The 23,468-nt window shown below is 71.5% G+C and carries 31 protein-coding genes and 1 pseudogene; 12 read left to right on the top strand and 20 right to left on the bottom strand.

Annotated features, from left to right (window positions below):
* Nucleotides 1-159: 159 nt before the first annotated feature.
* Nucleotides 160-759: a TetR/AcrR family transcriptional regulator gene (locus tag IE330_RS02720; protein WP_190134276.1), complete on the bottom strand. Its 600-nt coding sequence runs from the start codon at nucleotides 757-759 to the stop codon at nucleotides 160-162.
* A gap of 201 nt (nucleotides 760-960) precedes the next feature.
* Between IE330_RS02720 and IE330_RS02715 the strand changes: the two genes are divergently transcribed.
* Together IE330_RS02715 and IE330_RS02710 are read left to right on the top strand one after the other, a co-directional pair.
* Nucleotides 961-1,413, top strand: a complete 453-nt coding sequence (locus IE330_RS02715) for a VOC family protein (RefSeq protein ID WP_190134188.1) — start codon at nucleotides 961-963, stop codon at nucleotides 1,411-1,413.
* Between the two features lie 299 nt (nucleotides 1,414-1,712).
* Nucleotides 1,713-2,375: a class I SAM-dependent methyltransferase gene (locus IE330_RS02710; RefSeq protein WP_190134187.1), complete on the top strand. Its 663-nt coding sequence runs from the start codon at nucleotides 1,713-1,715 to the stop codon at nucleotides 2,373-2,375.
* A 91-nt stretch (nucleotides 2,376-2,466) separates the two neighbouring features.
* Here IE330_RS02710 and IE330_RS02705 read toward each other — a convergent pair whose 3' ends face one another.
* Nucleotides 2,467-3,123, bottom strand: coding sequence for a tetratricopeptide repeat protein (locus IE330_RS02705; RefSeq protein WP_190134186.1), 657 nt, complete (start codon nucleotides 3,121-3,123; stop codon nucleotides 2,467-2,469).
* Nucleotides 3,124-3,777: 654 nt separating this feature from the next.
* Here IE330_RS02705 and IE330_RS02700 point away from each other — a divergent pair.
* A complete protein-coding gene (locus tag IE330_RS02700; protein WP_190134185.1) occupies nucleotides 3,778-3,930 on the top strand; it encodes a hypothetical protein in 153 nt (50 codons plus the stop codon).
* A 71-nt stretch (nucleotides 3,931-4,001) separates the two neighbouring features.
* On the opposite strand, the gene IE330_RS02695 is transcribed toward IE330_RS02700, so the two are convergent.
* On the bottom strand, nucleotides 4,002-4,469 hold the full coding sequence (locus tag IE330_RS02695; RefSeq protein WP_190134184.1) for a Crp/Fnr family transcriptional regulator: 468 nt from the start codon (nucleotides 4,467-4,469) through the stop codon (nucleotides 4,002-4,004).
* A 612-nt stretch (nucleotides 4,470-5,081) separates the two neighbouring features.
* Between IE330_RS02695 and IE330_RS02690 the strand changes: the two genes are divergently transcribed.
* Nucleotides 5,082-5,573, top strand: coding sequence for a LysM peptidoglycan-binding domain-containing protein (locus IE330_RS02690; protein ID WP_190134183.1), 492 nt, complete (start codon nucleotides 5,082-5,084; stop codon nucleotides 5,571-5,573).
* A 36-nt stretch (nucleotides 5,574-5,609) separates the two neighbouring features.
* Nucleotides 5,610-6,506: a universal stress protein gene (locus IE330_RS02685; protein ID WP_190134182.1), complete on the top strand. Its 897-nt coding sequence runs from the start codon at nucleotides 5,610-5,612 to the stop codon at nucleotides 6,504-6,506.
* Between the two features lie 140 nt (nucleotides 6,507-6,646).
* On the opposite strand, the gene IE330_RS02680 is transcribed toward IE330_RS02685, so the two are convergent.
* A complete protein-coding gene (locus IE330_RS02680) occupies nucleotides 6,647-8,371 on the bottom strand; it encodes a sensor histidine kinase (protein WP_190134181.1) in 1,725 nt (574 codons plus the stop codon).
* A 287-nt stretch (nucleotides 8,372-8,658) separates the two neighbouring features.
* Nucleotides 8,659-9,339 (bottom strand): response regulator, encoded by a 681-nt coding sequence (locus IE330_RS02675; protein ID WP_190134180.1) that lies wholly within the window; start codon nucleotides 9,337-9,339, stop codon nucleotides 8,659-8,661.
* Nucleotides 9,340-9,849: 510 nt separating this feature from the next.
* Between IE330_RS02675 and IE330_RS02670 the strand changes: the two genes are divergently transcribed.
* Nucleotides 9,850-10,311 (top strand): pyridoxamine 5'-phosphate oxidase family protein, encoded by a 462-nt coding sequence (locus tag IE330_RS02670; RefSeq protein WP_190134179.1) that lies wholly within the window; start codon nucleotides 9,850-9,852, stop codon nucleotides 10,309-10,311.
* A gap of 272 nt (nucleotides 10,312-10,583) precedes the next feature.
* Here IE330_RS02670 and IE330_RS02665 read toward each other — a convergent pair whose 3' ends face one another.
* Nucleotides 10,584-11,357 carry a polysaccharide deacetylase family protein gene (locus tag IE330_RS02665; protein ID WP_190134178.1) on the bottom strand — a complete coding sequence of 258 codons (774 nt, stop codon included), beginning with the start codon at nucleotides 11,355-11,357 and terminating at the stop codon, nucleotides 10,584-10,586.
* 1,058 nt (nucleotides 11,358-12,415) lie between these two features.
* Between IE330_RS02665 and IE330_RS02660 the strand changes: the two genes are divergently transcribed.
* Complete coding sequence (locus IE330_RS02660; protein ID WP_190134177.1) at nucleotides 12,416-13,147, top strand: dienelactone hydrolase family protein; 732 nt, start codon at nucleotides 12,416-12,418, stop codon at nucleotides 13,145-13,147.
* Nucleotides 13,148-13,223: 76 nt separating this feature from the next.
* Nucleotides 13,224-14,360, top strand: a pseudogene (locus IE330_RS02655) (IS630 family transposase).
* Nucleotides 14,361-14,433: 73 nt separating this feature from the next.
* On the opposite strand, the gene IE330_RS02650 reads toward IE330_RS02655, so the two are convergent.
* From IE330_RS02650 to IE330_RS02615, 8 genes are all read right to left on the bottom strand, one after another.
* The gene (locus IE330_RS02650; RefSeq protein ID WP_190134176.1) at nucleotides 14,434-14,628 is read right to left on the bottom strand and encodes a hypothetical protein; all 195 of its coding nucleotides are present in this window, start codon (nucleotides 14,626-14,628) and stop codon (nucleotides 14,434-14,436) included.
* Nucleotides 14,625-15,008: a hypothetical protein gene (locus tag IE330_RS02645; protein WP_190134175.1), complete on the bottom strand. Its 384-nt coding sequence runs from the start codon at nucleotides 15,006-15,008 to the stop codon at nucleotides 14,625-14,627. Before IE330_RS02645 ends, IE330_RS02650 begins: the two co-directional genes overlap by 4 nt.
* Before the next feature lie 37 nt (nucleotides 15,009-15,045).
* Nucleotides 15,046-15,393 carry a hypothetical protein gene (locus tag IE330_RS02640; RefSeq protein WP_190134174.1) on the bottom strand — a complete coding sequence of 116 codons (348 nt, stop codon included), beginning with the start codon at nucleotides 15,391-15,393 and terminating at the stop codon, nucleotides 15,046-15,048.
* Between the two features lie 30 nt (nucleotides 15,394-15,423).
* Entirely contained in the window at nucleotides 15,424-16,629 is a 1,206-nt protein-coding gene (locus IE330_RS02635; protein ID WP_190134173.1) for a hypothetical protein, read from the bottom strand.
* Between the two features lie 426 nt (nucleotides 16,630-17,055).
* The gene (locus IE330_RS02630) at nucleotides 17,056-17,271 is read right to left on the bottom strand and encodes a hypothetical protein (RefSeq protein WP_229925300.1); all 216 of its coding nucleotides are present in this window, start codon (nucleotides 17,269-17,271) and stop codon (nucleotides 17,056-17,058) included.
* A 14-nt stretch (nucleotides 17,272-17,285) separates the two neighbouring features.
* Nucleotides 17,286-17,795 carry a DUF7426 family protein gene (locus IE330_RS02625; RefSeq protein ID WP_190134172.1) on the bottom strand — a complete coding sequence of 170 codons (510 nt, stop codon included), beginning with the start codon at nucleotides 17,793-17,795 and terminating at the stop codon, nucleotides 17,286-17,288.
* Nucleotides 17,795-18,268: a phage tail tube protein gene (locus tag IE330_RS02620; RefSeq protein WP_190134171.1), complete on the bottom strand. Its 474-nt coding sequence runs from the start codon at nucleotides 18,266-18,268 to the stop codon at nucleotides 17,795-17,797. Before IE330_RS02620 ends, IE330_RS02625 begins: the two co-directional genes overlap by 1 nt.
* Before the next feature lie 11 nt (nucleotides 18,269-18,279).
* Nucleotides 18,280-18,753 carry a minor capsid protein gene (locus IE330_RS02615; RefSeq protein WP_229925298.1) on the bottom strand — a complete coding sequence of 158 codons (474 nt, stop codon included), beginning with the start codon at nucleotides 18,751-18,753 and terminating at the stop codon, nucleotides 18,280-18,282.
* A gap of 76 nt (nucleotides 18,754-18,829) precedes the next feature.
* Between IE330_RS02615 and IE330_RS02610 the strand changes: the two genes are divergently transcribed.
* Nucleotides 18,830-19,399, top strand: coding sequence for a hypothetical protein (locus IE330_RS02610; RefSeq protein WP_190134170.1), 570 nt, complete (start codon nucleotides 18,830-18,832; stop codon nucleotides 19,397-19,399).
* A 4-nt stretch (nucleotides 19,400-19,403) separates the two neighbouring features.
* Here IE330_RS02610 and IE330_RS02605 read toward each other — a convergent pair whose 3' ends face one another.
* The 4 genes from IE330_RS02605 to IE330_RS02590 all read right to left on the bottom strand — a co-directional run bounded on the left by IE330_RS02605 (nucleotide 19,404) and on the right by IE330_RS02590 (nucleotide 20,617).
* A complete protein-coding gene (locus tag IE330_RS02605; protein ID WP_190134169.1) occupies nucleotides 19,404-19,631 on the bottom strand; it encodes a hypothetical protein in 228 nt (75 codons plus the stop codon).
* 130 nt (nucleotides 19,632-19,761) lie between these two features.
* Nucleotides 19,762-19,950, bottom strand: coding sequence for a hypothetical protein (locus IE330_RS02600; RefSeq protein WP_229925296.1), 189 nt, complete (start codon nucleotides 19,948-19,950; stop codon nucleotides 19,762-19,764).
* Between the two features lie 71 nt (nucleotides 19,951-20,021).
* Entirely contained in the window at nucleotides 20,022-20,261 is a 240-nt protein-coding gene (locus IE330_RS02595; protein ID WP_190134168.1) for a head-tail connector protein, read from the bottom strand.
* Nucleotides 20,262-20,395: 134 nt separating this feature from the next.
* Complete coding sequence (locus tag IE330_RS02590) at nucleotides 20,396-20,617, bottom strand: hypothetical protein (RefSeq protein WP_190134167.1); 222 nt, start codon at nucleotides 20,615-20,617, stop codon at nucleotides 20,396-20,398.
* Nucleotides 20,618-20,874: 257 nt separating this feature from the next.
* On the opposite strand from IE330_RS02590, the gene IE330_RS02585 reads away from it, so the two are divergent.
* On the top strand, nucleotides 20,875-21,090 hold the full coding sequence (locus IE330_RS02585; RefSeq protein ID WP_190134166.1) for a hypothetical protein: 216 nt from the start codon (nucleotides 20,875-20,877) through the stop codon (nucleotides 21,088-21,090).
* 231 nt (nucleotides 21,091-21,321) lie between these two features.
* Here IE330_RS02585 and IE330_RS02580 read toward each other — a convergent pair whose 3' ends face one another.
* Complete coding sequence (locus IE330_RS02580) at nucleotides 21,322-21,531, bottom strand: hypothetical protein (RefSeq protein ID WP_190134165.1); 210 nt, start codon at nucleotides 21,529-21,531, stop codon at nucleotides 21,322-21,324.
* Here IE330_RS02580 and IE330_RS02575 point away from each other — a divergent pair.
* A complete protein-coding gene (locus IE330_RS02575) occupies nucleotides 21,515-21,769 on the top strand; it encodes a hypothetical protein (RefSeq protein WP_190134164.1) in 255 nt (84 codons plus the stop codon). The genes IE330_RS02580 and IE330_RS02575 overlap by 17 nt on opposite strands.
* 607 nt (nucleotides 21,770-22,376) lie before the next feature.
* Here IE330_RS02575 and IE330_RS02570 read toward each other — a convergent pair.
* On the bottom strand, nucleotides 22,377-22,544 hold the full coding sequence (locus tag IE330_RS02570; RefSeq protein ID WP_190134163.1) for a hypothetical protein: 168 nt from the start codon (nucleotides 22,542-22,544) through the stop codon (nucleotides 22,377-22,379).
* Nucleotides 22,545-23,114: 570 nt separating this feature from the next.
* Between IE330_RS02570 and IE330_RS02565 the strand changes: the two genes are divergently transcribed.
* The coding region (locus IE330_RS02565; RefSeq protein WP_190134162.1) for a beta-ketoacyl synthase N-terminal-like domain-containing protein at nucleotides 23,115-23,468 on the top strand (354 nt) is incomplete at its 3' end.

Here is a 23,468-nt window from a genome sequence, read left to right as displayed (position 1 = left end):
CCGGGTGGCGCGACGCCCGGGTGGCACGACGCCCGGGTGGCACGACGCCCCTCCTGACGGCGGGGCAACTCCTTGGCTGCGCGCGGTCGCCGCCGCGAGGTTCCCGCAGGGGTGACAGGAACGGGAGAGGACAGGGGCCTGGAAGGGGGCGCGGGGCGCTCACCCCTGCCGGAGCGCCCGGAGCATCCGGTCCAGCGCGGCGCGGGTGTGGGCCAGGTCCTCGGGGTCCGTGGACGAGGCGAGCCACAGGGCGGCCTCGTTCATCGCCCCGGACAGCAGCCGGGCCAGCGGGGCGACGGGCTGCGCCGGGATGACCTCCGCCTCGACGAGCACGGCCAGGGCCTCGGTGAGGTGCCGCGCGGACGCGGCCTCGTCCATGGCCCGCCACTCGTTCCAGCCCAGGACGGCGGGGCCGTCGATGAGCATGATCCGCTGGAGGTCCGGTTCCGTGGTCGCGGTGAGGAATGCCTGGCACCCCGCGGCCAACTGCTCCCAGGGGTCGCTCTGTTGCTCGGCCGCCGCGGCGACGCGCTCGCCGACCTCCCGCTGCACCTCCTCCAGGACGGCGCGGAAGAGCTCCGCCTTCCCGCCGAAGTGGTGGTACAGCGCACCCTTGGTGACCTCGGCGGACTCGACGATCTCCGCCAGGCCCACGGCCGCGTAGCCGCGCGCGGCGAAGAGCCGCCGACTCTCCGCCAGGAGCCTCGCGCGGGTCTGCTCCCGCTGCCGCGCACGGACACCGGGATGCCCTGCCGCCATGTCATGCCGCCGCGCCCGTTGCTCCCGCCGCTCGGCCATGGTGCCGGTCCTCCACCTCGTTGACATACCACTGGTATGCGAATACGTTCACTCGCGTACCGATGGTATGCGAACGCCCGTACGGCAGTGGCGCCCGCCGGAGACGTGACGCCCGCCGCGCGCCCTGCCGACACATGACGAACCTGGGCCAGGAGGCACCTGATGCGATTGACCGGCTTCTACCCCGTGATAGCCACCGCGCGGCTGCGCGAGTCCCACGCCTTCTACACCCGGCTCCTGGGCTTCGAGACGACCTTCACGTCCGACTGGTACGTGAGCCTGAGACGACCGGGCGACTCCCCCTACGAGCTGGCCCTGCTCGACCACACCCACCCGACCCTGCCCGAGGGCTACCGCGAGCCGGCACGGGGGCTGCTGCTCAACTTCGAGGTGGAGGACGTGGACGCGGAGTGGAACCGCCTCGTCGTCCACGAGGGCCTGCGCCCACAACTCCCGCCGCGCGCCGAGGACTTCGGCCAGCGCCACTTCATCGTGGCCGACCCGAACGGCGTCCTCATCGACGTCATCACACCCATCGCGCCGACGGCTGAGTATGCCGGGGCGTACGCGGAAGGAGTCGCCGAGGGAGTCGTTGAGGGCGCTGCCGGGACGTGAGGCCCGCCACCCGGAGCGCGGACGAAGCACGGGCGGGGACGGCAGGTCGGACACGAGTGGGAACGGCAGGGTCGGCCCCTGACGGGACGGCACGAACCGGTACCGCGGCACGGGCAGGGACGGCGGCACGAGCAGGGACGGTTACGGGGACAGTCGGGGGCGCGCAGGGAGGCGGGCGCACACAGGAAGGTGGCCGGGCACCGGCGGGCGGCGCGCAGCGGGGGGCCTGGTGCGTGGGGCCTGGTGCGGGGCGCCTGGTCCGGATGTCCGCGAGCGTCTGTTCCACGCACACTCAAAGCATGAAGCCCCTGCCGTCCCGAGTAATCCGCGCCCTCGATCGGTTCAACGCCGCCCATCCGTGGGACCACAACGCCCACTACCACCGCTGGATCATGCGGCAGCTCCCCCGGCGCGTAGGCCGGGCCCTCGACGTCGGCTGCGGCAGCGGCGACCTGGCGAGGCTCCTCGCCACCCGGGCCGACTCCGTGACCGCCGTGGACGCCGACCCGGACATCCTCGTACGGGCCCGGGAACAGACCCGCCCCGGCGCCCCGGTGACCTTCGTGGCCGCCGACGCGCTCACCGGGCTGCCGCCGGGCCCGTACGACGTCATCACGTGCGTGGCGACCCTGCACCACCTGCCGTTCGCCGACGCGCTGGCCCACTTCCGGCGCCACCTCGCGCCGGGCGGCACGCTCGTCGTGGTCGGCCTGTCCCGCCCGCAGACCCTCGCCGATCACGTACTGGGCGCGGTCGCGGTCCCGGCGAACGCCGTGGTGGGCTGGTGCAGGAACGGAGGCCGCCCGGCGCCCCGGCCGGCCTCAATGACGGCCGCGACCCGACCGGCGACCATGGGCTCCCGCGAGGTGGCCGCCGAGGCCCGCCGCATCCTGCCCGGCGCGCGGATGCGACGCCGGTTGTTCTGGCGCTACACGCTGGTCTTCCGCAGGGGCGCCCTGTGAGGCGGGAGCACTCGTGGCCGTCAGGCCGGTGACCGTTCCGCATGGGCGGTCGGCGGCCCGGCGAGGTTCGACAGGCGACTCTGGCTTGAGGTCAGCCTTCCAGCAGGCCGAGCTCTTCGCGGGCCTCCGCCACCCAGCGCAGGACACCGTGGGACATGGTGCTTTCGGCGAGCTCTGCGGCGTCCTGGAGCAGTGCCCGCGCGTCGTCCCGCCGCTCTTGTTGTACGGCGAGATAGGCCAGTCCGACCAGGTTCGCCGCGACCCCTGGCAGGAACCCCAGTTCCCGGCGCAGGCGCGTGGACTCCTCGAGGTGAGCGCGGGCCTCGTCGAGGCGCCCGGCCATGTGGTCGGCGAAGCCGAGGTGCCGCAGGGCATAGGACATGGTCAGCGGGTCGTCGGCCTGGGTGGCAAGGTCGAGGGCGCGTTGGAAGCACGGCAGGGCGGCTTCGTTGTCGTCGCGCACCACCTGGTGGAAGGCGCCGATCCAGAACACCGCTTCGCCCTCGCCCTGGCGCTGACCGAGCCGGCCGTAGAGTGCGGCAGCACGCTCGAACAGCTCCAACTCACGCTCGTCTTCCACCCGCTCCGCCAGAAAGCGGGCATGGATCAGCCGACCACGGGCCAGCGCAAGACCCGCCTCGACCTCGTCGAGACCCAGATGGGCCGTCGCCAGGGCAGCGGTATCGCCGCCGAACACGGCACGCTCGTAAAGGAGTTGAGCCTGCGCGATGCGCTCGCCCACAGTCATGTGGCGATCGTATCCAACCCACCACGACACACACCGGCACACCGACAAGCTCAGTCGTGTGCCGTCGCGGCGAACTTCCATGCGTCCGCCTCCCCGAAGTACGGGGTGTGCACACAGCGGCCGCCCGCATGCTCGAAGTCCAGGCGGACCGACTGCGGCAGGCTTCCCGTACTCCCGTGGGGAGGCATGACCTGCCAAGGGACGGATCGTTGAGGCTCCGTACCAGGACGAGGCGGTGTGCGGATTCCGGCACGGGCGCGGATACAGGGTGTGATGAGCAGCGGTGGCATGTGTCCGGCCTGCGTGCTGGGAGAGAAGCGGGGAGGGCCAGTGCCCGGCGAGGCAGCTGGCCGTCTCCTGACGGTGCCCTGGTACCGGGCTGCTGCTCCGGTTGGGCCGAGCGGGCCCGCTCGGTCTGGTTGAGAGGCTGGGGCGGCAGGACCAGGGCGCGGGGACGCGGCTGGACCTCGATGTGGGAGGCGTTGGGGCGGCTCACCGGGGCGGGGATCGCGGGGGAAGGACCGCAGTGGCTGGCCAGCCGCGACATCCTCCGCAAGGGCCTGTCCGGCGGCATGCCGCGCCGGGAGGGCGACCGGATCGCCGCCGCGGTCGAGGCGGGCGTGCGGGACGGCACTGGACTCGCTGCTGTGGCGCATGGCCATGCCCTGGGTGCCGTACCGGATCCCGGTCCCCGGGGACCGTGCCTTCCTGCGCGCCACCCGCGTCATCGAAGGCATCCGGGGCCCCGTCGTCGACCGGGCCCGCCCCGAGGAGGCACGGGGCACGGACGTCGTGAGCGCCCTGTGACGAACTGGCCGCCACCCGGAAGCAAGTCGTCCTGGCCTGGCTGATGCGGCAGGGGGGCGACCCCATCGTCGTCACCACGAACCTCCGCTGCCGTACGGCGCGTAGAGGTCGAGCAGGCGTGTGCGGGCCGCCTGGAGTCGGCGGGCCAGGACCCTGCCGACCCAGCGGGCGACGTCCGTGGCGAGCTTCGGGTCCCTCGCGCACATGATCCGCACCGCCGTGGCGTCGAACTCGTAGGCGCGCACCTCGCTCGCGGCCGAGGCCCCGAGCTGCCACCGGTGCGGCGGGAACAGCCAGGACCAGCCGACCAGTTCGTCGGAGCCGACCACCTCGATGACCGGGGAGCGACGGCCCGGCACGTGCATGTCGAGAGCGACGGTGCCCGTGCGCACGACCCAGAACCAGTCGGCGCGCCCTCCCTCGTCGAAGAGTCGCTGCCCCTGCGGGAGGGTGACGGCGCGGGCGGCGCTCATGAGGCGGAGGCAGTGCTCGGTGGAGAGTGCCTGCGTGATGCGGGTGCCGGAGGGAGTCGTCGTCATGTCCGTGCCTCCTTGCGCCGGGGCGCCATCCGCGGCCGTCGGGGGGTGTGCTGCATCTGCGTGGGCCTCCTCGGCTTGTCGCCCCGCTCGCCACAGGGCTGCCGATACGACGGGCGGCGGCCGTCGGCTGACGGCGAATGAAGCGTCGCTGGCCGCGAGGGAATGGAGCGGCGCTGGCCGCGAGAGGGCGAGGTGCCGCAGGGCTGCGAGCGGCGCTGCTGGTCATCGGGTACCTCGCGCTGTCGTCCCGGCGGCTGGTGACTCCAGCGTCCAGGCCCGGCGCCCGCCCCGTGCAGCGGCCGGGCGGGCACCGACCGGGGCCGAACGGCACCGGGACGGGGGCCGAACGGCCCTGACGGCCGCAACAGCACCGGGCCGTGAGGGGCGCCCCTCACGGTCCCCACGGGACCGGCCGCGGGAGCCGCCCGACCCCCGCGGCCGCAACAGCACCCGAGCGGCACCCGGGCGCCCCGCGCAGCCACACACACCGCGCCGCCCCGCAACCCGCGCGGCCCATCGCCGTACGCCCGAAACACGCTCTTGTCCCGTCGCCGAAAGGGTGTTGAGTGAGAGGCAGGAGCACGCACGTCCCTTCGTCCTCCGGGAGGGTTCATGACGAACCGGATCGACCAGCCGCGCACGTTCGACCTGGTGGACGACGTGGTCCACGTGGGCGGCGTCGGCACCGGTCACGAAGCGACGCTGCACTACCGCGTCGGCGACGGGCACGACGAGGTGACCGGCCACTTCACGGTCGGTGGCGGCACTGGCGAGCACGGGCAGTTCCACGTGCGGGTCGATCTCCGCCGGGCGGCGTTCCGGGCCGACCGGCTGCTCGTCCAGGTCTTCGAGATCAGCGCCGACGACGGCAGGGAGATCAACGTCGTGACCGTCCCGGTCCTCTACGGGCCGCGCATCGCGCCCGGTTACTACGGCTACCGCGAACACAAGGTGGTCAGGGGCGACACCCTGTCGGCGCTCGCCAAGACGTACTACGAGGACGCCTCCCTGCACCAGCGCATCATGCGGGCCAACCCGGACCAGCTCACCGACCCCGACAAGATCGTGCCGGGTCAGGTGCTGCGCATCCCGATCGGCTCCTAGCGGCGCCCCACCGGCGGCGGGAGAGAGGTGAGGCGGATGGAGCTCCCGCTCGTCGTGGGCGTCGACGGCTCCGAGCACAGCCTGCGCGCCGTCGCGTGGGCCGCCGACGAGGCCGTCCTGCGCGGGGTGCCGCTGCGCCTGGTGCACGCCGCGTCCCGGGACGGCGAGGAGGAGGACGAGGAGGGGACCGCGCTCCCCGGGGAGCCGGGCCGGCTCGCGCCGAAGGAGCGGGCCGACGCCGTCCTCGACGCGGCGGCACGGCGCGCCCGGCGGGGGCGCCAGGGCCTCAGGGTCTCCGTCCGGGTCCGGGACGAGGAGCCGGTCCCCGCCCTGCTGCGGGAGGCCCGCAACGCGACCGCGCTGGTCGTGGCCTCCCGCGGCCGCAGCGGCATCGTGGAGCTGCTGCTCGGCTCGGTCAGCCTCGGGGTCGCCGCCCGCGCGGACTGCCCGGTGATCGTGTTGCGCGGCAGCCACGACAACCAGGCCAGGGCCGGCACGCGGCAGCGCGTCGTGGTGGGCGTCGGCGCGGAACCGGAGTGCGCGGCCGCCGTAGAGTTCGCCTGTGCCGAGGCGGAGCGCCGCCGGGTCACGCTGGAGGCCGTACGGGCCTGGCGGCGTCCGGTCCGGTACGACGCCTCCGGGCCCGCGCGCTCCCCCGGGGAGCCGGCCTGCCCCGCACAACGGCGGGCCGCGGACGGGCTCGCGGCGGCGCTGCGCGGCGCCGTGGCGGACCACCCGTCCGTCGCCGTGCTCCAGCACCCCGTCGAGGGCTCCGCGCGCAGGGCACTGCTCGACGCCTCGTACCGCGCGGACCTGCTCGTCGTGGGCGCCCCGCGGCGCCGCGCGCACCTGGGGTTCCAGCTCGGCCGGGTCGGGCACGCGCTCCTGCACCACTCCGCCTGCCCGGTCGCCGTCGTACCGCAGCGGGCGTGAACTCCGCGTCACCGCGCGGGAGGCCGTCCAGGCCGCCCGGTGAGCTACCCCGCCGCCCACGGTCGCGGCTCCCCCGAACGCGAAGGGCGCGAGGGGCGCGAGACGCGGGAGACGCGCCGGAACGGACCTCCCGTAGCCGGCTACTGCTCCGTGACCGGTACGCGCCACACCAGCGTCGTGCCGCCGCCCTCGGGGCTCGTGCAGTCGAGGGCTCCGCCGAGCTGCTGGGCCCGTTCGGACATGTTGCGCAGCCCGCTGCGGCGGCCCCCGGCCGGGATGCCCACGCCGTCGTCGGAGACCCGCAGCCGTACGTGGCGCCCGTCGGTCTCCAGGACGACGTCGACGCGGCTCGCCCGCGCGTGCCGGGCGACGTTGGTCAGCGCCTCGGACAGGACGGCCATCACGTGGTCGGCGGTCTCCTTCGGCACGTGGGTGTCCAGCAGTCCCTCCATCCGTACGCTCGGCGCGAACCCCAGGACCGGCGCGCTCTCGCCGACCGCCCGGACCGCCCGTGCCCGCAGGCCGGGACCGGCGGCCTCGTCGCGCGAGCGCAGCCCGAAGATCGTGGACCTGATGATTTTGATGGTCTCGTCCAGGTCGTCCACCGCCCGCGCCACGCGCTCCGAGGCCTCCTGGTGCTCGATGAAGCGGCCGGCGCTCTGCAGGGTCATGCCGGTGGCGAACAGCCGCTGGATGGCGAGGTCGTGCAGGTCCCGGGCGATGCGGTCGCGGTCCTGGAGCACCGCGATCTGCTCCGCGTCCCTGCGCCGCTCCGCCAGCTCCATCGCCACCGCGGCCTGCGCGGCGAAGCCCTGCAGCGGTTCGGTCTCCGCTTCGGAGAACACCGTCCGGCCCGCCGCCCGCACCAGCAGGACGACGCCCCGCAGGCCGTCGCCGGAGCCGACGGGAACGGCGACGGCGGGGCCGAGGCCCGTGAACCGTGACGGCTCCACGGAGATCCGCGGGTCGCACGAGATGTCCGGGCTCGAGACGGGGGTGGCCCCCAGGAAGGCCTCACCGATCAGGCTGCCGCCCACGGGCAGCACGAGGCCGCGGTGCGGCTCGGCCTGCTGCCCGATGGCGAGTTCCACCGTCAGCGAGTCGGTGCCCTCCATGGGCACCGCGACCACGGCCAGGGCCGCGCCGGTGATCTCCCGGGCCCGCTCGGCGATGAGCCGCAGCACCTCGCCGCGGTCACTGCCGGACATCAGGCTGTGGGTGACCTCGGCGCTCGCCCGCAGCCAGCGCTCCTGGAGCCGGGACTCCTCGTACAGGCGGGCGTTGTCGATCGCCACGCCCGCCGCCACGGCCAGCGTGGAAAGGACCGACTCGTCGTCCTCGTCGAACTGCGCCCCGCCCCGCTTCTCGGTCAGGTACAGATTGCCGAAGACCTGCTCGCGCACCCGGATCGGGACGCCGACGAAGCTGTTCATCGGCGGGTGGTGGGGCGGGAAGCCGTACGACGACGGGTGCTGGGAGAGCTTGTTCAGCCGCAGGGGCTCGGGGTGGCGGATCAGCTCCCCGAGGATGCCGTGGCCCTGCGGGAACGGGCCGATCTCCGCGATCTGCTCGTCCGTGACGCCCACCGTGAGGAACTCCGACAGCCGCTTGCCGTCCGGCCCGATCACGCCGAGCGCCGCGTACTCGGCGTCCACCAGGACCGCCGCGGCCTGCACGATGCCGCGCAGCACCTGTTCCAGGTCCAGTTCGCGCCCGACCGAGAGGACGGCCTCCAGCAGGCTGTGCACCCGGTCCCGGGTGCTGCGGGCGGCGTCCAGGCGGGCCTGGAGCTCCTCCAGCAGTTCGTCCAGCCTGAGCTGCGGCAGCCGCACGCGGGCCACCCGAGCTTCCTCGGCGCTTCCCACCGGCTGTCCTCCACGTCCCCTCAGCATGCTGACGGCGGACCGTCCCCGTGGTCTCACGGTAACGGTCGGCCGCAGGGGACGGTACAGGATCAGGTGGATCCGCCGTGTGCGGCACCCGGACCTGAGGGCTCGGGCGGGCGGTCGGCTCGGGCGGGGCCGGCGTCGGGCTGTGGGCCCGCCGCGGTCGGCGGTGTGCCGCGTGACCCGGCCTCGGTCGGCGAGGGGCCACGGGCGCCCTCCCCTGCCCGGAGCCGCAACGCCCAACACGCGCCGGGCATGACACCGCCTCAGCGGCCCTCCCGCCGCAGCCGGTCGCGGGCCTCGGTGGCGATCACGGCGGCCTGGATGCGCCGTTCGACGCCGAGCTTGGCGAGGAGCCGGGAGATGTGGTTCTTCACCGTCTTCTCGGCCAGGTACAGCCGTCGGCCGATCTGGCGGTTGGTCAGCCCCTCGCCGACCAGGTCCAGGATCTCCCGCTCCCGCTCGGTCAGCCCCTCCGGCTCCTCCCGCTTCCGCTGCTCGCCGCGGAGCCGGGCCATCAGTTTGGCGGTGGCGCTCGGGTCGAGAAGGGACTGGCCACGGGCCACCGTACGCACGGCCGCCACCAGGTCGGTGCCCTGGATCTGCAGGACGTACCCGGACGCGCCCGCCATGATCGAGTCGAGCAGGGCCTCCTCGTCGTCGAACGAGGTCAGCATCAGGCAGGCCAGGTCCGGCATGCGGGAACGCAGCTCCCCGCACACGGTGACGCCGTCGCCGTCCGGCAGCCGGACGTCGAGGACCGCCACGTGCGGGCGCAGCGCGGGGACGCGGACGAGCGCCTGCTCGACGGTGGCGGCCTCCCCGACCACGGTGATGTCGGCCTCGTCGTTCAGCAGGTCGTGCACCCCGCGCCGGACCACCTCGTGGTCGTCCAGCAGGAAGACCCGGACCGGGGTGTCGGGGCCGCTCTGCTCACTGTCCGCCATCCCGTGCTCCTGTGTCGTCGGCGTCCGACCGGTCTCCCTCGCCGAGGCGCGCGGAGGGGGTGTCCCGGTGGGGATCCTTCTCGGCTCGGGGCCGAGGGACCAGGGCCGATCGGCCCTGTTCGCGCGCCCCGTCCCCATCATCCGCCGATACGGGAACGCCGTACGGACACCGACCGCGGGAGCACGGCGTCGACGGGCCGCCCGGTGCGCGGCAGGACGTCCGGCCGGCGGGACGCCCGCCGGACAGGCCCCCGGGACACGGACGAGGGCCGAACGGCCCTACCGCCGCCCGTGCCAAGGGCGTTCGAATGACATGACTCGCGCCCATCGCGGGTCCCCCGGCGGACGCGTCCGGGGCGCGGCGGGCTCCACCTGCGACGTGCGAAAGGACGCGCGGATGCCGTACCGCCCGGCAGGAAGCGACACCGCGGCCATCGGCGCCGCCGCGGCACCGGCACGCCTGCCGAGAACATCCGGCAGTACGTCACGAACCCGTACGGAAGCCTCCCCATGACCGCCGACAGCAGCCTGCGCCCCGCCGCCGGACCCCGGCACAGCGTGCACCTCGACAGTGCCGAAGCCCTCCGGCTGCTGGGCACCGTCTCCCTGGGCAGGGTCGTCTTCACCCAGCACGCGCTCCCCACGATCCGCCCCGTCAACCACCTCCTCGACGGCGGGGACATCGTCATCCGCACCCACGAGGGCTCGGCCCTGACCTCGCACACCCACTCGGCGGGCTCGGGCGTCGTCGTCGCCTACGAGGCCGACGCCATCGACCCCGTCAGGCACCTGGGCTGGAGCGTGGTCGTCACCGGCTACGCCCGCCTGGTCACCGACCCCCGCGAACTGGCCCGCTACCAGGCGCTGCTCCACCCCTGGGTGGACCGCACCATGGACTACGCGGTCCGTATCCACCCCGACCTGGTCACCGGCATCCGCCTCACGCCCGCGAACGATCCCACCAACGCCTGAACCGGGTCGGCGGCAAGGGGCTCGCGCCGGCGGGCAGGGGCGAAGCCCCGCCAGCGTCGTGAACGACCTGCCGTACGCGGGCGGGAACCGCGAGGAGGGCACCGTCGCAGGCGGGCGTACGGCTTCACGGTGATACGAGGGGAAGGCGCGAAGCTGCACCCGGCCCGGAACGACATCGCCCGCCGCCACGGCCGACGACCATAACGCGGCGTGGATAGAACGCTCGTTCCAGCACAGAGATGTCGATGAGGGCACGCTCCTCGGCGCGGCTGTCATCGCACCGGGAAGCCGAAGGAGTACCCCTGCTGCTTGAGCCAGGGCAGGAGGCGGCGCAGGGCCTCGACGGTCTGGGTGCGGTCGCCGCCCGCGTCGTGGAAGAGGAGGGTGGGGCCGTTGGACAGCTCCCGCTGGACGGTGGCGACGATGGCGTCCGTACCCGGCCGCTCGAAGTCCTTGGTGTCCACGTTCCAGCCCAGCGGGCGCATGCCCCGGGAAGCGGCGAGCTTACGGCTGTACGGGGTGAAGGCCCCACCGGGCGCCCGGTAGTACAGGGGCCGCACGCCCCCGGAAGCCTTGGTGATCATGCGTTCGGCGTCGAGGATCTGCCGCGACTGATAGGCCTGGGTGTCCTTGTCCATGGCGGTGTTGTGCGACACCGAGTGGTCGCACAGCCGGTGCCCGGCCGCGACGACCTTCTTCACGAGGTCGGGGTGCGCCTGCGCCTGCGTCCCGACCATGCAGAACGTGGCCTTCACCTTGTACTCGCGCAGCAGGTCGAGAACCCGGGGCGTCCACACGGGGTCGGGGCCGTCGTCGATGGTGATGTTGACGCCGCGCTTCCCCTCCTCCGAGGCGTGCACGATGGACTCGTCGACCGGCTTGACGTCACTGCCCGGCGTGGCCGACGCGGAGGCCTTCGGCGCCGGCTCGTCCGCGCCACCGGCCTGCGCGGTCCACACCGAGGCACCGGTGGCCAGCACCGTCACCCCCAACGCCGCCCCGATCACCTTGCTGTACCAGCTCCGCCCACCACGATGCCGTGTCATGCCCCGCCCCTCTCACACAATTCCTGGCCGATCCCCCGGGCCACCTTGCGGCCACCTCGCAGGACGAGCCCCGCAGGCGAAGCGCTCCCTTCGTTACCGATCACGGACAATTCCGTGAGGATTCCCGGACAACTCCCCGGCCCCCACGACGCCACGCGACCGCAACCGGGCAGTAGCACACGCGCGCTGCGGGAACGTCGGGAAGCGAGTGGCCGAGCATCACCAGTACCGGGCCGAGGCGGAGCTGACGGCCAGTCACCGCAAGGGCCCCAAGGACGATCTTGACAATCCGAAACTCGACCGGAAGCACCCGCAGACACCTGCTGGTGCCGAATGAGGCGCGCCGCCTCTCGTCTGTCAACACCACGGCCCCCAAGCGTCGTTCGGTAGGTGGCCGTCGACATCCGGCTGGAGCCCTCCCGAGCAACTGACCGACGAGCCGGGGCCTTCCGGGCACCCAGCCGCGGTCAGCGCTCTGCCGGACATCCAACCGGGGCCTGTGTCACCCCCACCGCGGTCACACAGCGGAGCAGGCACCAGCGCCGGCGCATGCTGCTCCTGGACGACGTCCTCGTCCGCGTGCGCCACGGCCGGAGACGCCGACGCCGTCACGCTGAAATCCACGGACGCCGCGACGGCCAACAGACAGGCCGTCCGTCAACTGGAGCAGGTTCGACCGTCGGTCACCGGCCGTCTCCCACTTGCCGATCAGCGTCCGGGCGCCCGGCGCGTCCAGGACGCCCCCGCCTTGATGCGCAGGTTCAGGTCGCCGGTGATGCCCCGCGCCGCCGTGTCGGAGGTGGAGGCGTACGTGTCCGGTGAGCCGTCGAGGTCGAGGAAGCGGGGGCCGCCAAGCAGCTAGTGCCGCATCAGACAACGTTCGCCCTGTCGGCATCCCCGCCCGGGCCAGGGCGGAGCCCTTCGTGATACCTTCCTGCCGCCGTGCACTGCTGCGAACTGAGGAGGTGAGACCGATCAACGCTTTGACAGGTCGGGCCTCCCTCCCTCGCATGGCCTAGGGAGTGCCCGCAGAGGCATCCCGAAAGGCATGAATCGCTATGCGCTTCATCTCTGAGACGTCGTCCGGCGGCGTCCCCGAACAGCTCTTCACCCTCGGTGATATTCCTGGCGTGTTGTGGACGCCGGAAGGCGCCGTCGCCACTCGTCCGCTCGTCTTGATGGGACACGGTGGCGGTCAGCACAAGAAGGCTCCTGACGTCCTGGCTCGTGCACGCCGCTTCGTGACTGAATGCGGGTTCGCGGTCGTCGCAGTCGACGTTCCCGCCCATGGCGACCGGCCGAAGATTGAGGACTACGACCGGATCGCGACTGAGAACCAGGCTCGCGTGGAAGCCGGTGAAGAGTTGGCCCCGCTGATCGCCGGCTTCCAGGCACTCGTGGCCCGCCAGACCGTGCCGGAATGGCGAGCCGTCCTGGACGCGGTTCAGCAACTTGCGCACGTTGGCGTCGGCCCGGTGGGCTACTGGGGGGTCTCGCTGGGATGCGGACTCGGTGTTCCCTTCGTCGCTGCCGAACCGCGGGTCCGTGCGGCAGTACTTGGCTTGGGCGGGGCGCTGGCGTCGGCCGAGGCCGCCGCGCGGATCACCGTCCCAGTGGAGTTCTTGGTGCAGTGGGACGATGAGCGGGTCCCGCGGGTTCAGAGCTTGGCTTTGTTCGACGCCTTGGCCTCGGCCGAGAAAACGTTGCACGCCAACCCCGGCAAACACGGGGAGATCCCGGCATTCGAGCTGGAGAGCACACTGAGGTTCTTCGCCCGGCACCTCGGCTGATACCGCCGACCGCAGTCCCGCGACGCGCCGATCGGGAACCCGGATCCCGATCGGCGCGTTCACTGAAATGGTCGGCGTGGCCGAGAGAGTTCAGGTTCGACAGATCGACGATGACGAGGGACAACGCGTGCTGCGGATCATCCGCAGAGGCACCGGGTCAAGTGGTGACATGGCGGCAGGCCCAGATGGTCCTGCTGTCCGCGCAGGGCCTGCCGGTGGTGGCGAAGATCGCCGAGGTGTCGTTCACCAGCGCGGACCGGGTGAGGGATGTGATCCACAACTCCAACACGGACGGCTTCGACTCGCTGTACGCGAAGTACAAGGGCGGCCGGCCGAAGACCTTCACACTGCCCGAGCGGCGCGAGATCAAGGAGATCGCGAAGTCGAAGCCGACCGAGCACGACCTGCCGTTCTCCATCTGGAGCCTGGCCAAGCTGGCGGACTTCCTGGTTGCCGAGGGGGTGGTCGACGACATCAGCCACGAGGGCCTGCGCATCCTGCTCCGCGAGGAAGACATCTCCTTTCAACGCATGAAGACCTGGAAGACCTCCCGCGATCCGGACTACGCAGCCAAGAAGGCCCGAGTCGAGCACCTCTACGCGATCGCCGACGGCGAGGTCATACCCGAGGACGGCGAGCCCGAAGTGGTCTTCTGCGTGGACAAGTTCGGGCCTCTCAACCTGATGCCGCACCCCGGCCGTCAGTCGGCCGAACACGGAGGCAAGCACAAGGACCCCGACCGGGAACCGCGCCGCAGGCGGCGGGCCACCTACAACCGCTACGGCGGCATGTGCCATCTGTTCGCAGCCCTGGACCTGGCCCGGGACAAGCTCTACGGCCACATCAAGCCGATCAAGAAGCGCACCCAGTTCCTGGAGTTCTGCCGCTACCTGCGCACCCTCACCCGGCCCAGGTCCGCATCGCGATCGTCTGTCACAACTTCTCCCCGCACCTGACCACGAGAAAATGCCAGCGCGTCGGCGACTGGGCCACCGCGAACAACGTCGAGATCGCGTACACGCCGACGAACACCTCCTGGCTCAACCGCATCGAGGCCCAGTTCACCGCCCTGCGGTACTTCACCCTCGACGGCACCGACCACACCACCCACAAGGAACAGGGCAGCATGATCCGCCGCTACATCATTTGGGGGAACCGCCACGCCCACGACCAACGTCTACAGGAGATCGTCGACAGGGCGAACGTTGCCTGACGCGGCACTAGAGGCGTAAGGGCGTGTTGCGGCCGATGAGCCTGGAGTACGGGCTCATCGCGTTGCGCGGCGACTACCGGCCGTCGCGGTTGTTGATCGTCAGCGGCGCCGAGGCCGGGTCCGCGCCCGTGCTGCTGTTGCGGATGCCGCGTGCGTGCGTGATCGGATCGCGAGTGCGGACGTCTCCCGTGATGTCCGTCCACACCTCGCCCGCCTGGATCTCGATGCGCAGGCCCAGCGGGGTCTCGGGGAAAGGCCACGTGGTCACCTCCCGAGGACGAGCTGGACGTCGCCGCCGCGCACGGCCGCGGCGTCGCGGAGGATCTCCAGGAGCATGTCGTCGACCCGGCTGCCGCTGGAGCGCAGTTCCACGACCGTCCGGCCGCCGCCCGCGGCCGGGGCGCCCGCGCGCGTGCCGGCGGCCGTGGCTGCCTGGCTCGGCGGAGGCGTGGTGACGAGGTTGGCCAGGCCCTTGTTCATGGCCGGTGCCTCGGCCTCGGCGCCCTGGAGGATGCCGGGCGGAATCCACCGCCCGATCTGGTCGGCCATCAGGCGCGAGGGGCTGCCGATGCGCAGGGCACGCGCGATGGGACCGGGGATGATCCTCTTGGCGAAGCTGGTCAGCGACGACTTCAGCCAGCCGCCCATCGAACGGACACCGTCGTACAGGCCACGGGCGATGTCCTTACCCTTGCCGACCAGGCCACGCAGGGAGCCGATCGCCGCCGACGTCCGCGCAGGTAGACCGCGGATCAAAGCGAGGAACACCGCCGCGCGCGGCCGCTGCGGCGCGGAAGGCATTGAACGCGGCGACGGCGACGCCGCGCAGAACGCCGAGCAGGCCCGAGATCGCGGAGCGGACCCGGCCCGGCAGCCCGGCGAGCCAGGCGACCAGTGACCGCATGGCGCTGACCGCCCCGGTCTTGGCGCTGGTGAACCAGCCCAGAACCCAGCCGGGCACCCGTCCGAGCCAGGCGACGACGGCGAGGACGCCCTGGACCGCCGCAGCGACGGCCGTACGGACGGCCGTCAAGGCGATGAGGGTGTACTGCTTGACCGTGTCCTACTTCGTGATGACCAGCGCGACCAGGGCGGTCACGGCCAGGATCACCCAGCCGATCGGGCCCATGGCGATCAGCCACTGCGCGGCCATGACCGCGGCCCAGGCGATCACCCGCGCGGCCATGAGCGCGAACTGGGCAACGGCCACCGCCGCCGTACGGACCGGTTGGGCGACGAACGAACACGGCCATGGACCGCAGCGCCGCGCCCGCCCACGCGACCGCCGCGCGCGCAGCCGAGAGACCGCGGCCTTCGCGACCCGCGCGTAGGCCAGCCCGCCAACGGCCATCATCCGCAGCCAGCCCGCAATCGCCGTCCACGTCGAGGCCGCCATGATCCGGTTGACGACCGCGATGGCGCGGGCGCCGACCGCCCACGCCTTCATCCCGACGACGACCAGGACGATCGCGGTCGCCAGCGCCGACAGCGCGCTCGGCGGCAGCGCGTTGACGACCTGCGCCAGCACGAGCGCCACCTGCGTGGTCAAGCCGATCAGCGGCCCCATAGCGATCAGCAGCCCGCAGACGGTGATGGCGAGCTGCCCCAAGGTGGCGCCGCCCTCGCGTGCCATCTCCAGGAACTCGGCGAACCCCTCGGAGTCCTCCAGCGAGATGCCCCAGCGGGCGAACGCCGCCGACATGTCCACCAGTCCGCTGGTCACCCCGGCCGACATCGGCAGGAAGGCGTGCAGGACCCCGGCAGAGCCGACCACCAGGTTCCGCGGGACCGTCAGGAAGTTGCGGAGCGCGGGCCCGGCCGCCGCCGGGGTGTCGGCCACCCACTCCTTGAAGCGGGCAGACTTCACCCCTTCTTCGAGGTCGTCGAAGAAGGACGAGAACGTGCTCGCCGCTGCCCGCACGAACGGCGTCAGGCTCGGCAGCAGATTCCACAGGAGTTCGATGCCGCGCGTGAGCAGCGGCATCGTGGTCGGTGCCAGGCTGTCCGACCAGGACTTGTAGTTGTCCTTCAGGCCGATGAAGGCCTTCGCTGTCGCACGCGTCGCGGGCGGGAGCTCGGCCAGCGCATCGGCATACGCCTTCTGTTTCTCGGCCGCGTCCGCCGCGCCGGAGGCCGCAGCCTTCTGCGCCTCCTCGGCGAGCTTGGCGACCTCGGCGACGCCCTCCATCTGCGGGCCCACCGCGAGGCTGAACGCCTTCACGGCGAGCCCGGCCGCCACGGCACCGGCGGCGATCGCCCGCGGCCTCACCCTCGGAGACGAAACGCCCGCGAAGGTCGCGCAGCGTGCCGTCGGCGGAGCGCTGGAGGCCGCGCAGGCGCAGCTCGGCGGAGGACAGGCCCGCGCGCCAGCCGGAGTCGTCCGCGCGGATGAAGCCGACCAGCTCGCCGAGACGCAGGGCCATGGCGCCCACCTCCCGTCGTGCGTGGTGGTGAGCGCGGCGCGCCTGCCGTGAGGAGGTGCTGGGTACGCTGGGCGTCTACGTCAGGGGTGTTGAGGAAGCGTCCGTGACCAGCAGCCAGTTGGGCGGGGTACGAGGTGGCGGGGTTGGTGATTACTTGTCTGGAATGCCGGTCTCACAAGAAGTGAGGGAAAAGCGGGAATCGGCCGGGTAACGTCCCTGGTCGGGGCCTGTGGTCCCCGCGCGTGCGGGGATGGCGACTCCAAGCGAAACCGCTAGCGCCCTGAGCGGTCCCGCAGCCGCTCAGTCAGTGACGACCGCCCCCGGTCATCAGCGGGCGCGAAGTGCCGAACGAGGCGGGACTCCGTGGAGAGCAGGCCGGGGATGCGGATCTTCAGCCAGCGCCAGGAGCGGCCCCGTAGGACGCCGGTGCCGACGTCGATGCCGTACACCTCGTGGAGGTCTGCCTCGATGAGCGGCCACTGCTCCAAGAGCTTGGCCCATGTCAGTCCTTCGAGGCCTTTCGGGCGCGGCTGGTAGCCGGGCGGGCGCTCGTACCACTCGTGGAGCCCCGTTTGCGGGTCGTCTTCGCCGCGCCCGATCCACCCTTGGTGGCCTTCGCCTTCGCGCGCCGCGTCTCCCGGTTCGGGGCCCTGCGAGAAGGGTCGCCGGCCGCCTTCCAGTACGCCTGTGCCTGCTCCACGTCAGCGATGATCCAGAACATCGCGGTCAGGCCTGCGTGCCTGATCCAGGCCCAGTCGACGCCGTCGGCCAGGAGCTGCTCGTACACCGGGCCGAGGCACATCTCCAGCAGGTCGCGTTCCTCGGCGTCGTCGAGCTGCTCGGCGTCGAGGGCCTCGCCCCCGGCGATCAGCCGGGCCGCCGTGGTGGTGATGCGCTGGACCTTCAGGCCGTCCTGGCCGGACGGGGAGGGGATGCGGTACGTCTTGCCCTTGACCGGCAAGGTGAGGCTGTCGTCGAACAGCTCGTCCAGGGCTTCGAACTCGACGGCCATCAGGCGGCCAGCGGGTTCGTGATCGGCGTCAGCGGTCCGGCCCCGGTGAGGGTCACCTCGACCTGATCCAGGTCGTTCTTCTCGCCGCCCTCCGGCGCCCAGGTGACCAGCGCCCGCCCCTGGTAGGCCTCGGGCAGGCCGTCGCGGTCCATCCACCCGACCGGGATCTTCGACTCGGCACCCCAGGCGAACGCGGTCAGGCGCAGCTTCTCGTGGACCGGGTGGTAGAGCGTGGAGTCGGCCGACTTCTTGCGGTTGAACTTGGCGGTGACCTTCCAGCCCATGCCGGTCTTGTCGTTGTCGTCCCAGCCCTCGTCGTCGTAGGTGCCGGAGTCCTCGTGGTTCGGCTCGAACTCGGGCTGGAACTCCACGATCGCGGGGCAGAGCTGCCAGTCCGGTGTGGCCTCGTTGCCCATGTTGATCTCCAGCCGCCAGCGGCGGGCGAGAGCGGTGACCTCGGTCGGCGTCGACATGACGCGGCCTCCTATTCGTACAGGTGGGGTGAGGGCCGCGTGGCCCGGAGGTAGTAGGTGGCGGCGATCTCCTGGCGGCCGTGGACGTCCTGGCCCATCGGGGCCTGTGACTGGCGCCAGATCAGCGCCACGTGGACGCCGTTGAGGACCAGGCCGCGGCGGTTGTGGAGGAGGTCGAAGACGTCGTCGGCCAGGTCCTCCACCTCGCGCGGGTCTCGGCCGCGCCGCATGCGCACCTGGACGCCCGTCACGTCGTCCGTCAGGTCGGTGTGTGCCCTCGACCGGGTACGCGTCAGCGTGACGGTGCCGTCCGGGACGTCCCGCAGGACCGAGGAGCCCGGTCTCAGATGCCGCGTACACGCCGTCCGGCCGGAACACAGCCAGCCCAGCCTCGGCGATGAGGCAGGCGAGGCCGCCCAGAAGCAGGACGGTGTAGCGCACACTTCACCTGCCCTGGGAAGAGAATTTTTGGTTGAGGGAGACATGCAACAGAACGTCGCCTAGCGTCGATGCGGTTGACAAGGAAGGCGACGGAGGAGAGGCATGGAGCCCATCCGGGGTGTGATCAGCGTCGACTACAGCCAGTTCTACGTGATGGAGATGTACGAGTCCGAGTTCGACGAACTTCCTCACATGAGCCCTGACTTCGCCAGCCACAAGCCGGTTCTCCTCACGCCCGGGACAATCACGATTTGCAGTGAGGTGCATTGGCACTACGCGCCTGTAACTCTTCTCCAGGTGCCCACCGTGGATGATATTCCGACCCTTGGCGAAGAATGGGCTCACCTTGATTCAGTAGAGTACCGACCGGTTTATAGAGGCACAATGCAGTTATATGGCTGCACGACAGGCCCGGCGGAGCCTGACGTGCGACTGCAATTGGATCCGGGGCGGACGCATGCAGTCCATGTGTATGTGAAGGGGCGTCAGGACGCTCGTGTGCGCTGGGAGGAATACCTGGATAACGAGTTCCCCGGGGAAGATGCGTATACCGAAGGCAATGATCCTTCCGAGGATGAAGAGGACGAGTTCCGCAAGACAGTCTTTGAGGAATACCTGATCGTATTCAGCCCTCTCGGTTCACAGGCAGCACCGCAACCGGCCGACCGGCCTTGGCGGCGTAGGTTCTGAAGAGCTATTCCCGTAGCCAGCGGCGAAGCGGGACCGTCATGAGCCGGAGCATGGCCTCCCGGGATTCGTTCGTCGCTGACTCCACATACTTCGCCTGGCGTCCGGGCAGGTGCCGCCAGGTCAGCTCCTCGTGCTGGCGGACCACGTACACGGTGTCGTACGAGATGGTCCTGTTCAAGCCGTCGACGTCGGCGCGGCCGGAGCGCTCCAACGTGCCCTCCTCCAGCGGCACGCGCGAGTGGGAGACGCCGAGTGTGTGTGCTCCGGGGCAAGGGAGAGGCCCTCGCTCGCGGGGCGTCGGCCGCGCGAGGTCCACAGTCGGCGCCCCTGGACGTTCATGCGGACGTACTGCGTCACTGAAGCTACACCTCCAGGTAGTCGGGGGTGGGCAGGCTGCCGCCGTCGCGGGTGAGCGCGGCGATGACGGTCGTCCAACGCCCGTCAGGCAGCGTGACGCGCCAGCGGGCCGGGCATCGCACGCTCGGGGAGGCGTAGAAGGTGGAGGAGGAGGTGCTCGTCGAGGAAGCAGCCCACAGCCGTTGGGGGGCCATACTTTGACCCGTGCGGTCCCTCGCCCGCCCGCGCCTCCACGACCACCTGATGCTGGAGCAGGTGGTCGGGATCAGCACTGCACCACCCGGCCGAGCCGGAAGACGTCCGGGGTCAGGTCGGGGGTCCGGAGAGCTTCCAGAGCCGCGTCAGCGACTCGGCGGCCCTGAGCGGTGCCGTCGGCGCCGGACGAGGTACCGGACAGGGCCATCGAGCCGATCTTCACCGAGCCCCACAGGCCCGCTGTCCCCAGCTCGCCGCCCGTGGCCGCCCACCACTGCACTTGCGCGCACACCGCACGTCGTACCAGCACAGCCGGAAAAGCTCGGGTTCGAGGAAGCGGCTGGTACGGGCGAGCCGGGCCGCGAAGTCCGCGGGAGCCGTCTGCCCGGTGTACGCCTCGTACTGCGCCGACGTCGCGTAGATCCGGGCCACCGGACGCCCCCCTTACGCGGACATGCCGACGATCACGACGTCGTACGGGACGCCCGTGCCACCTGCGGAGTTGGCGACGTCCAATACGCCCCCGGTCGAGGTGGTCACCCCCTGCGCCATCGCGTCCGCCGGGCCCGTCATGACGCCCCGGCAGGCGCCCGGCCGCAGCGTCACCGTGCCGGTCGAGCCGAGCAGCGCTGCCCACGCGTTCGCGCTGGCGTTCCCGATGACCACGTTGTTCGTGTTCGCCGCGGCGGCCGCGATGAACAGCCCCTTGACCTGTACGAAGGTGAGGGTCTGGCCGAACGCGTCGGTCAGGACCCCGGCGAGGTCCAGGTTCTCCGATGTAGATCGGCGAGCCGCTGCGGCGTCGGCTTAGGCGCGCTCCAGCGGGGTGCGTGGCGAGCGGGTGCTGGAGAGGGTGAGGCATCGGTGATCCCCCGTTTCGGGCTTTCCGGGTTCCGTGCGGCAGTCGGGGGTAGGGTCCGCGCATGGCTGATGTGGTGGACGCTGACGAACTGCTGCGACGTATCCAGGCCGCGCGTGACTGGGCGGCTCGCGAGGAACAGCAACTGGACGCGGCGGCCAGGGCCGCGGCCGATGAGACTGACGGACTGGGGCTGACCATCCGGTCCGCCGCTTTTGAGGCTGTGCGTCTGGTGCTGGACGAGATCATCCAGCCAGGCACGCACAGGAACAGCGACTAGCGGGCGGAGCCGTCCGTTCGCGCTGCCGCTTGCGTGCGAGGCCCTTCGCGTCCGTCAGCTCATGGGTGCGGGCTGGGTAGCCGCGGACGCGCGTGTGCGCCCGGCGCCGGGCCGCGTCGATCACGGCGCAGCACTCCGTCGCTTCCAGGCGCGTGCCTGCCGCTCCAGGTAGCGCTGGCGCCGGGTGTCCCCGGTGCAGGTAGGGATGCCGAGTTCCGCAGTCGCGTTCAGTTACTCCTTCTTGGCCCGGTGGCCCGGGTTGCCCGGGTTGGTCGTGGCGAAGATCAGGGCGCCTGGCACCGACTGGCGGTCGATGAGCCTCTTGACGAACTCCTTCGGGAGCAGCGTCAGCTCGTCGATGTAGGCGCCGGCGCCTGTGAGGCCGCGGATCGGCCGGGCCTCTGCCTTGGCGTCGTTGGCGGTGGTGACTTCGATCTTCACGGCCGAGGATCCAGGCGATCGGGGCGCCGCGGGTGCAGCGGATGTGCTTGGCGGCGTCGCCGAAGATGCTCGGGCCCTGGAGGGGGTCGACGGCGTTGCGGCCGACGGTGTCGTCGGTCTCGTCGACGACGACCAGGGCGCCGCCGCGCTGGGCGGTGACGACGTACATGGGCCAGTGGAGCAGGCGCGCGATCGTCTTGCCGCTGCGGACGCTGCCTTCCAGGCGTTCCGCCCATGAGGGTCACCTCCCCCGGGCATGCGTGGGCCCGGACATGTGCGGGCGGGGCCGGTCCAGATGGTGCGTGGTCAGCAGCGGCGGAAAAGGCAGAGCAGGGCGGAGCGGTCCCCACCGCGTGGCGACTTCGGTCTTGGCCTGGTTCATGAATCCCATGGGTGCACCCACCCCCGGGTGCCGATGGGGAAAGCGGTGTGACGGGTTCAGGGGGTTCCAGTGAGGCAGTGTCGTGCGGTTTGCCGAAAACATGCGTGGCGCGGCCGGCTTTTTTATCCCGTTCGCGTGACTGGGTTCCGAGCGCCCAACAGGTAGTGGACAGGCCCCGAAAGGTGGCAGGTCATCCTGGCGGTGCTGAGCCTGATGGTGACGGTCATCGCCCTGGGGGGTAGTTCCTCAGCACTGCTGAGCCCCGCCCGAGGCTCCGGTCGGTTGATCGGCGGCTGCACACATAGCGAGCCCGATCGTCTGCTGCTCGACCGGGCTCGTGAACTACGTGAGGGGCTCGACCTGGTGGCAGCCGAGCCGGGCCCTTCTGCAAGCTCCGCCGTACGAAGGCCAACCGGCAACTCAGCGTACTGCGATACCCGGCCGCCCGGCCGCCCGCCCGGCATCAGGAGCGCCTGTCACCACCTCGACCGGCCGAGGCCGCCGTGGCCGTCTCGCCGTACCAGCGGTTCACGCCGTACGCGGTGCCGTCCGGCTCAGGCCAGCGGCCCCGCATCCGGTCCGTACGGATCGCGCCCGCGCTGAGGCCGGTCGCCTCGGCGATCTCACTCATGGTGTACAGCCGTCTCGGAGGCGACGAGGGCGGAGCGGCCCACCATGGCGGAGACGCTCCTCTGTGGAGTTATCAGGGGGCCGACGCTCTCTCACCCCACAGCCTGCGTCGGCCCCTTTTACGTGCGGACCGATGGCACCCCCTTCGCGGACGGGGCGGGCGCGGTGTCGGTTGCACGTGTCGTCAAGCTCTCGGCCGAGGGCTCACCCTGGCGGTTTCGTGAGGGCAGTGGGGTGTAGGTGGGGTGGTTATCGCATGGGCGGTCATCACATTGATGACTGGTCGTGCGTTCGGTGACGGTGTGGGGGGTGCCGGGGCCGTCAGGGAGTACAGGCTCAGCGGGGCCCCGGGGACGGCGGTGGAGTGGAGGCCCTGGGGCAGGGGGTGGGCGAACAGGCCTTCTGGGGGTGTGCCTTGGCGTCGGGCGGACGCCCGTACGAGCGGCGGCGCCTCGGCACGGCGAACCGCGCACGTGGCGCCGGGCGGCGTTTGACTTGACGTACCCCCTTCTTCATCGTTACCCAGCGCATTAGTTGTGCACGGTGCGTGACCGTGCGGGGAGGCGGGATCATGGGGGCTCTGCCCAAGACCGACGCGTTCGCCCTGGTGGGCCTGGGGTGCCGGCTGCCCGGCGGGATCACGGATCTGACCGGGTTGTGGGAGGCCTTGGCGGCCGGACGTGACCTGGTCGGGGAGGTACCGGACGGCCGGTTCGAGGTGGCGCGGTTCGTCGACACCGCCATGGCGCGGCCGGGGAAGTCGTACACCGCCAAGGGCGGTTTCCTGGGTGACCTCGGCGCGTTCGACGCCGACTACTTCGGGATCTCGCCGCGGGAGGCGGCGAAGATGGACCCGCAGCACCGCCTGCTCCTGGAGACGGCCGTCGAGGCGCTGGACGACGCGGGCATCGACCCCGGGACGCTG

Source organism: Streptomyces longispororuber (assembly GCF_014656095.1).
In the GTDB taxonomy this organism is placed as follows: Bacteria; Actinomycetota; Actinomycetes; order Streptomycetales; family Streptomycetaceae; genus Streptomyces; species Streptomyces longispororuber.
Note: the sequence above shows the minus strand (reverse complement) of the source record. Positions and strands in the feature narration are given on the sequence as shown.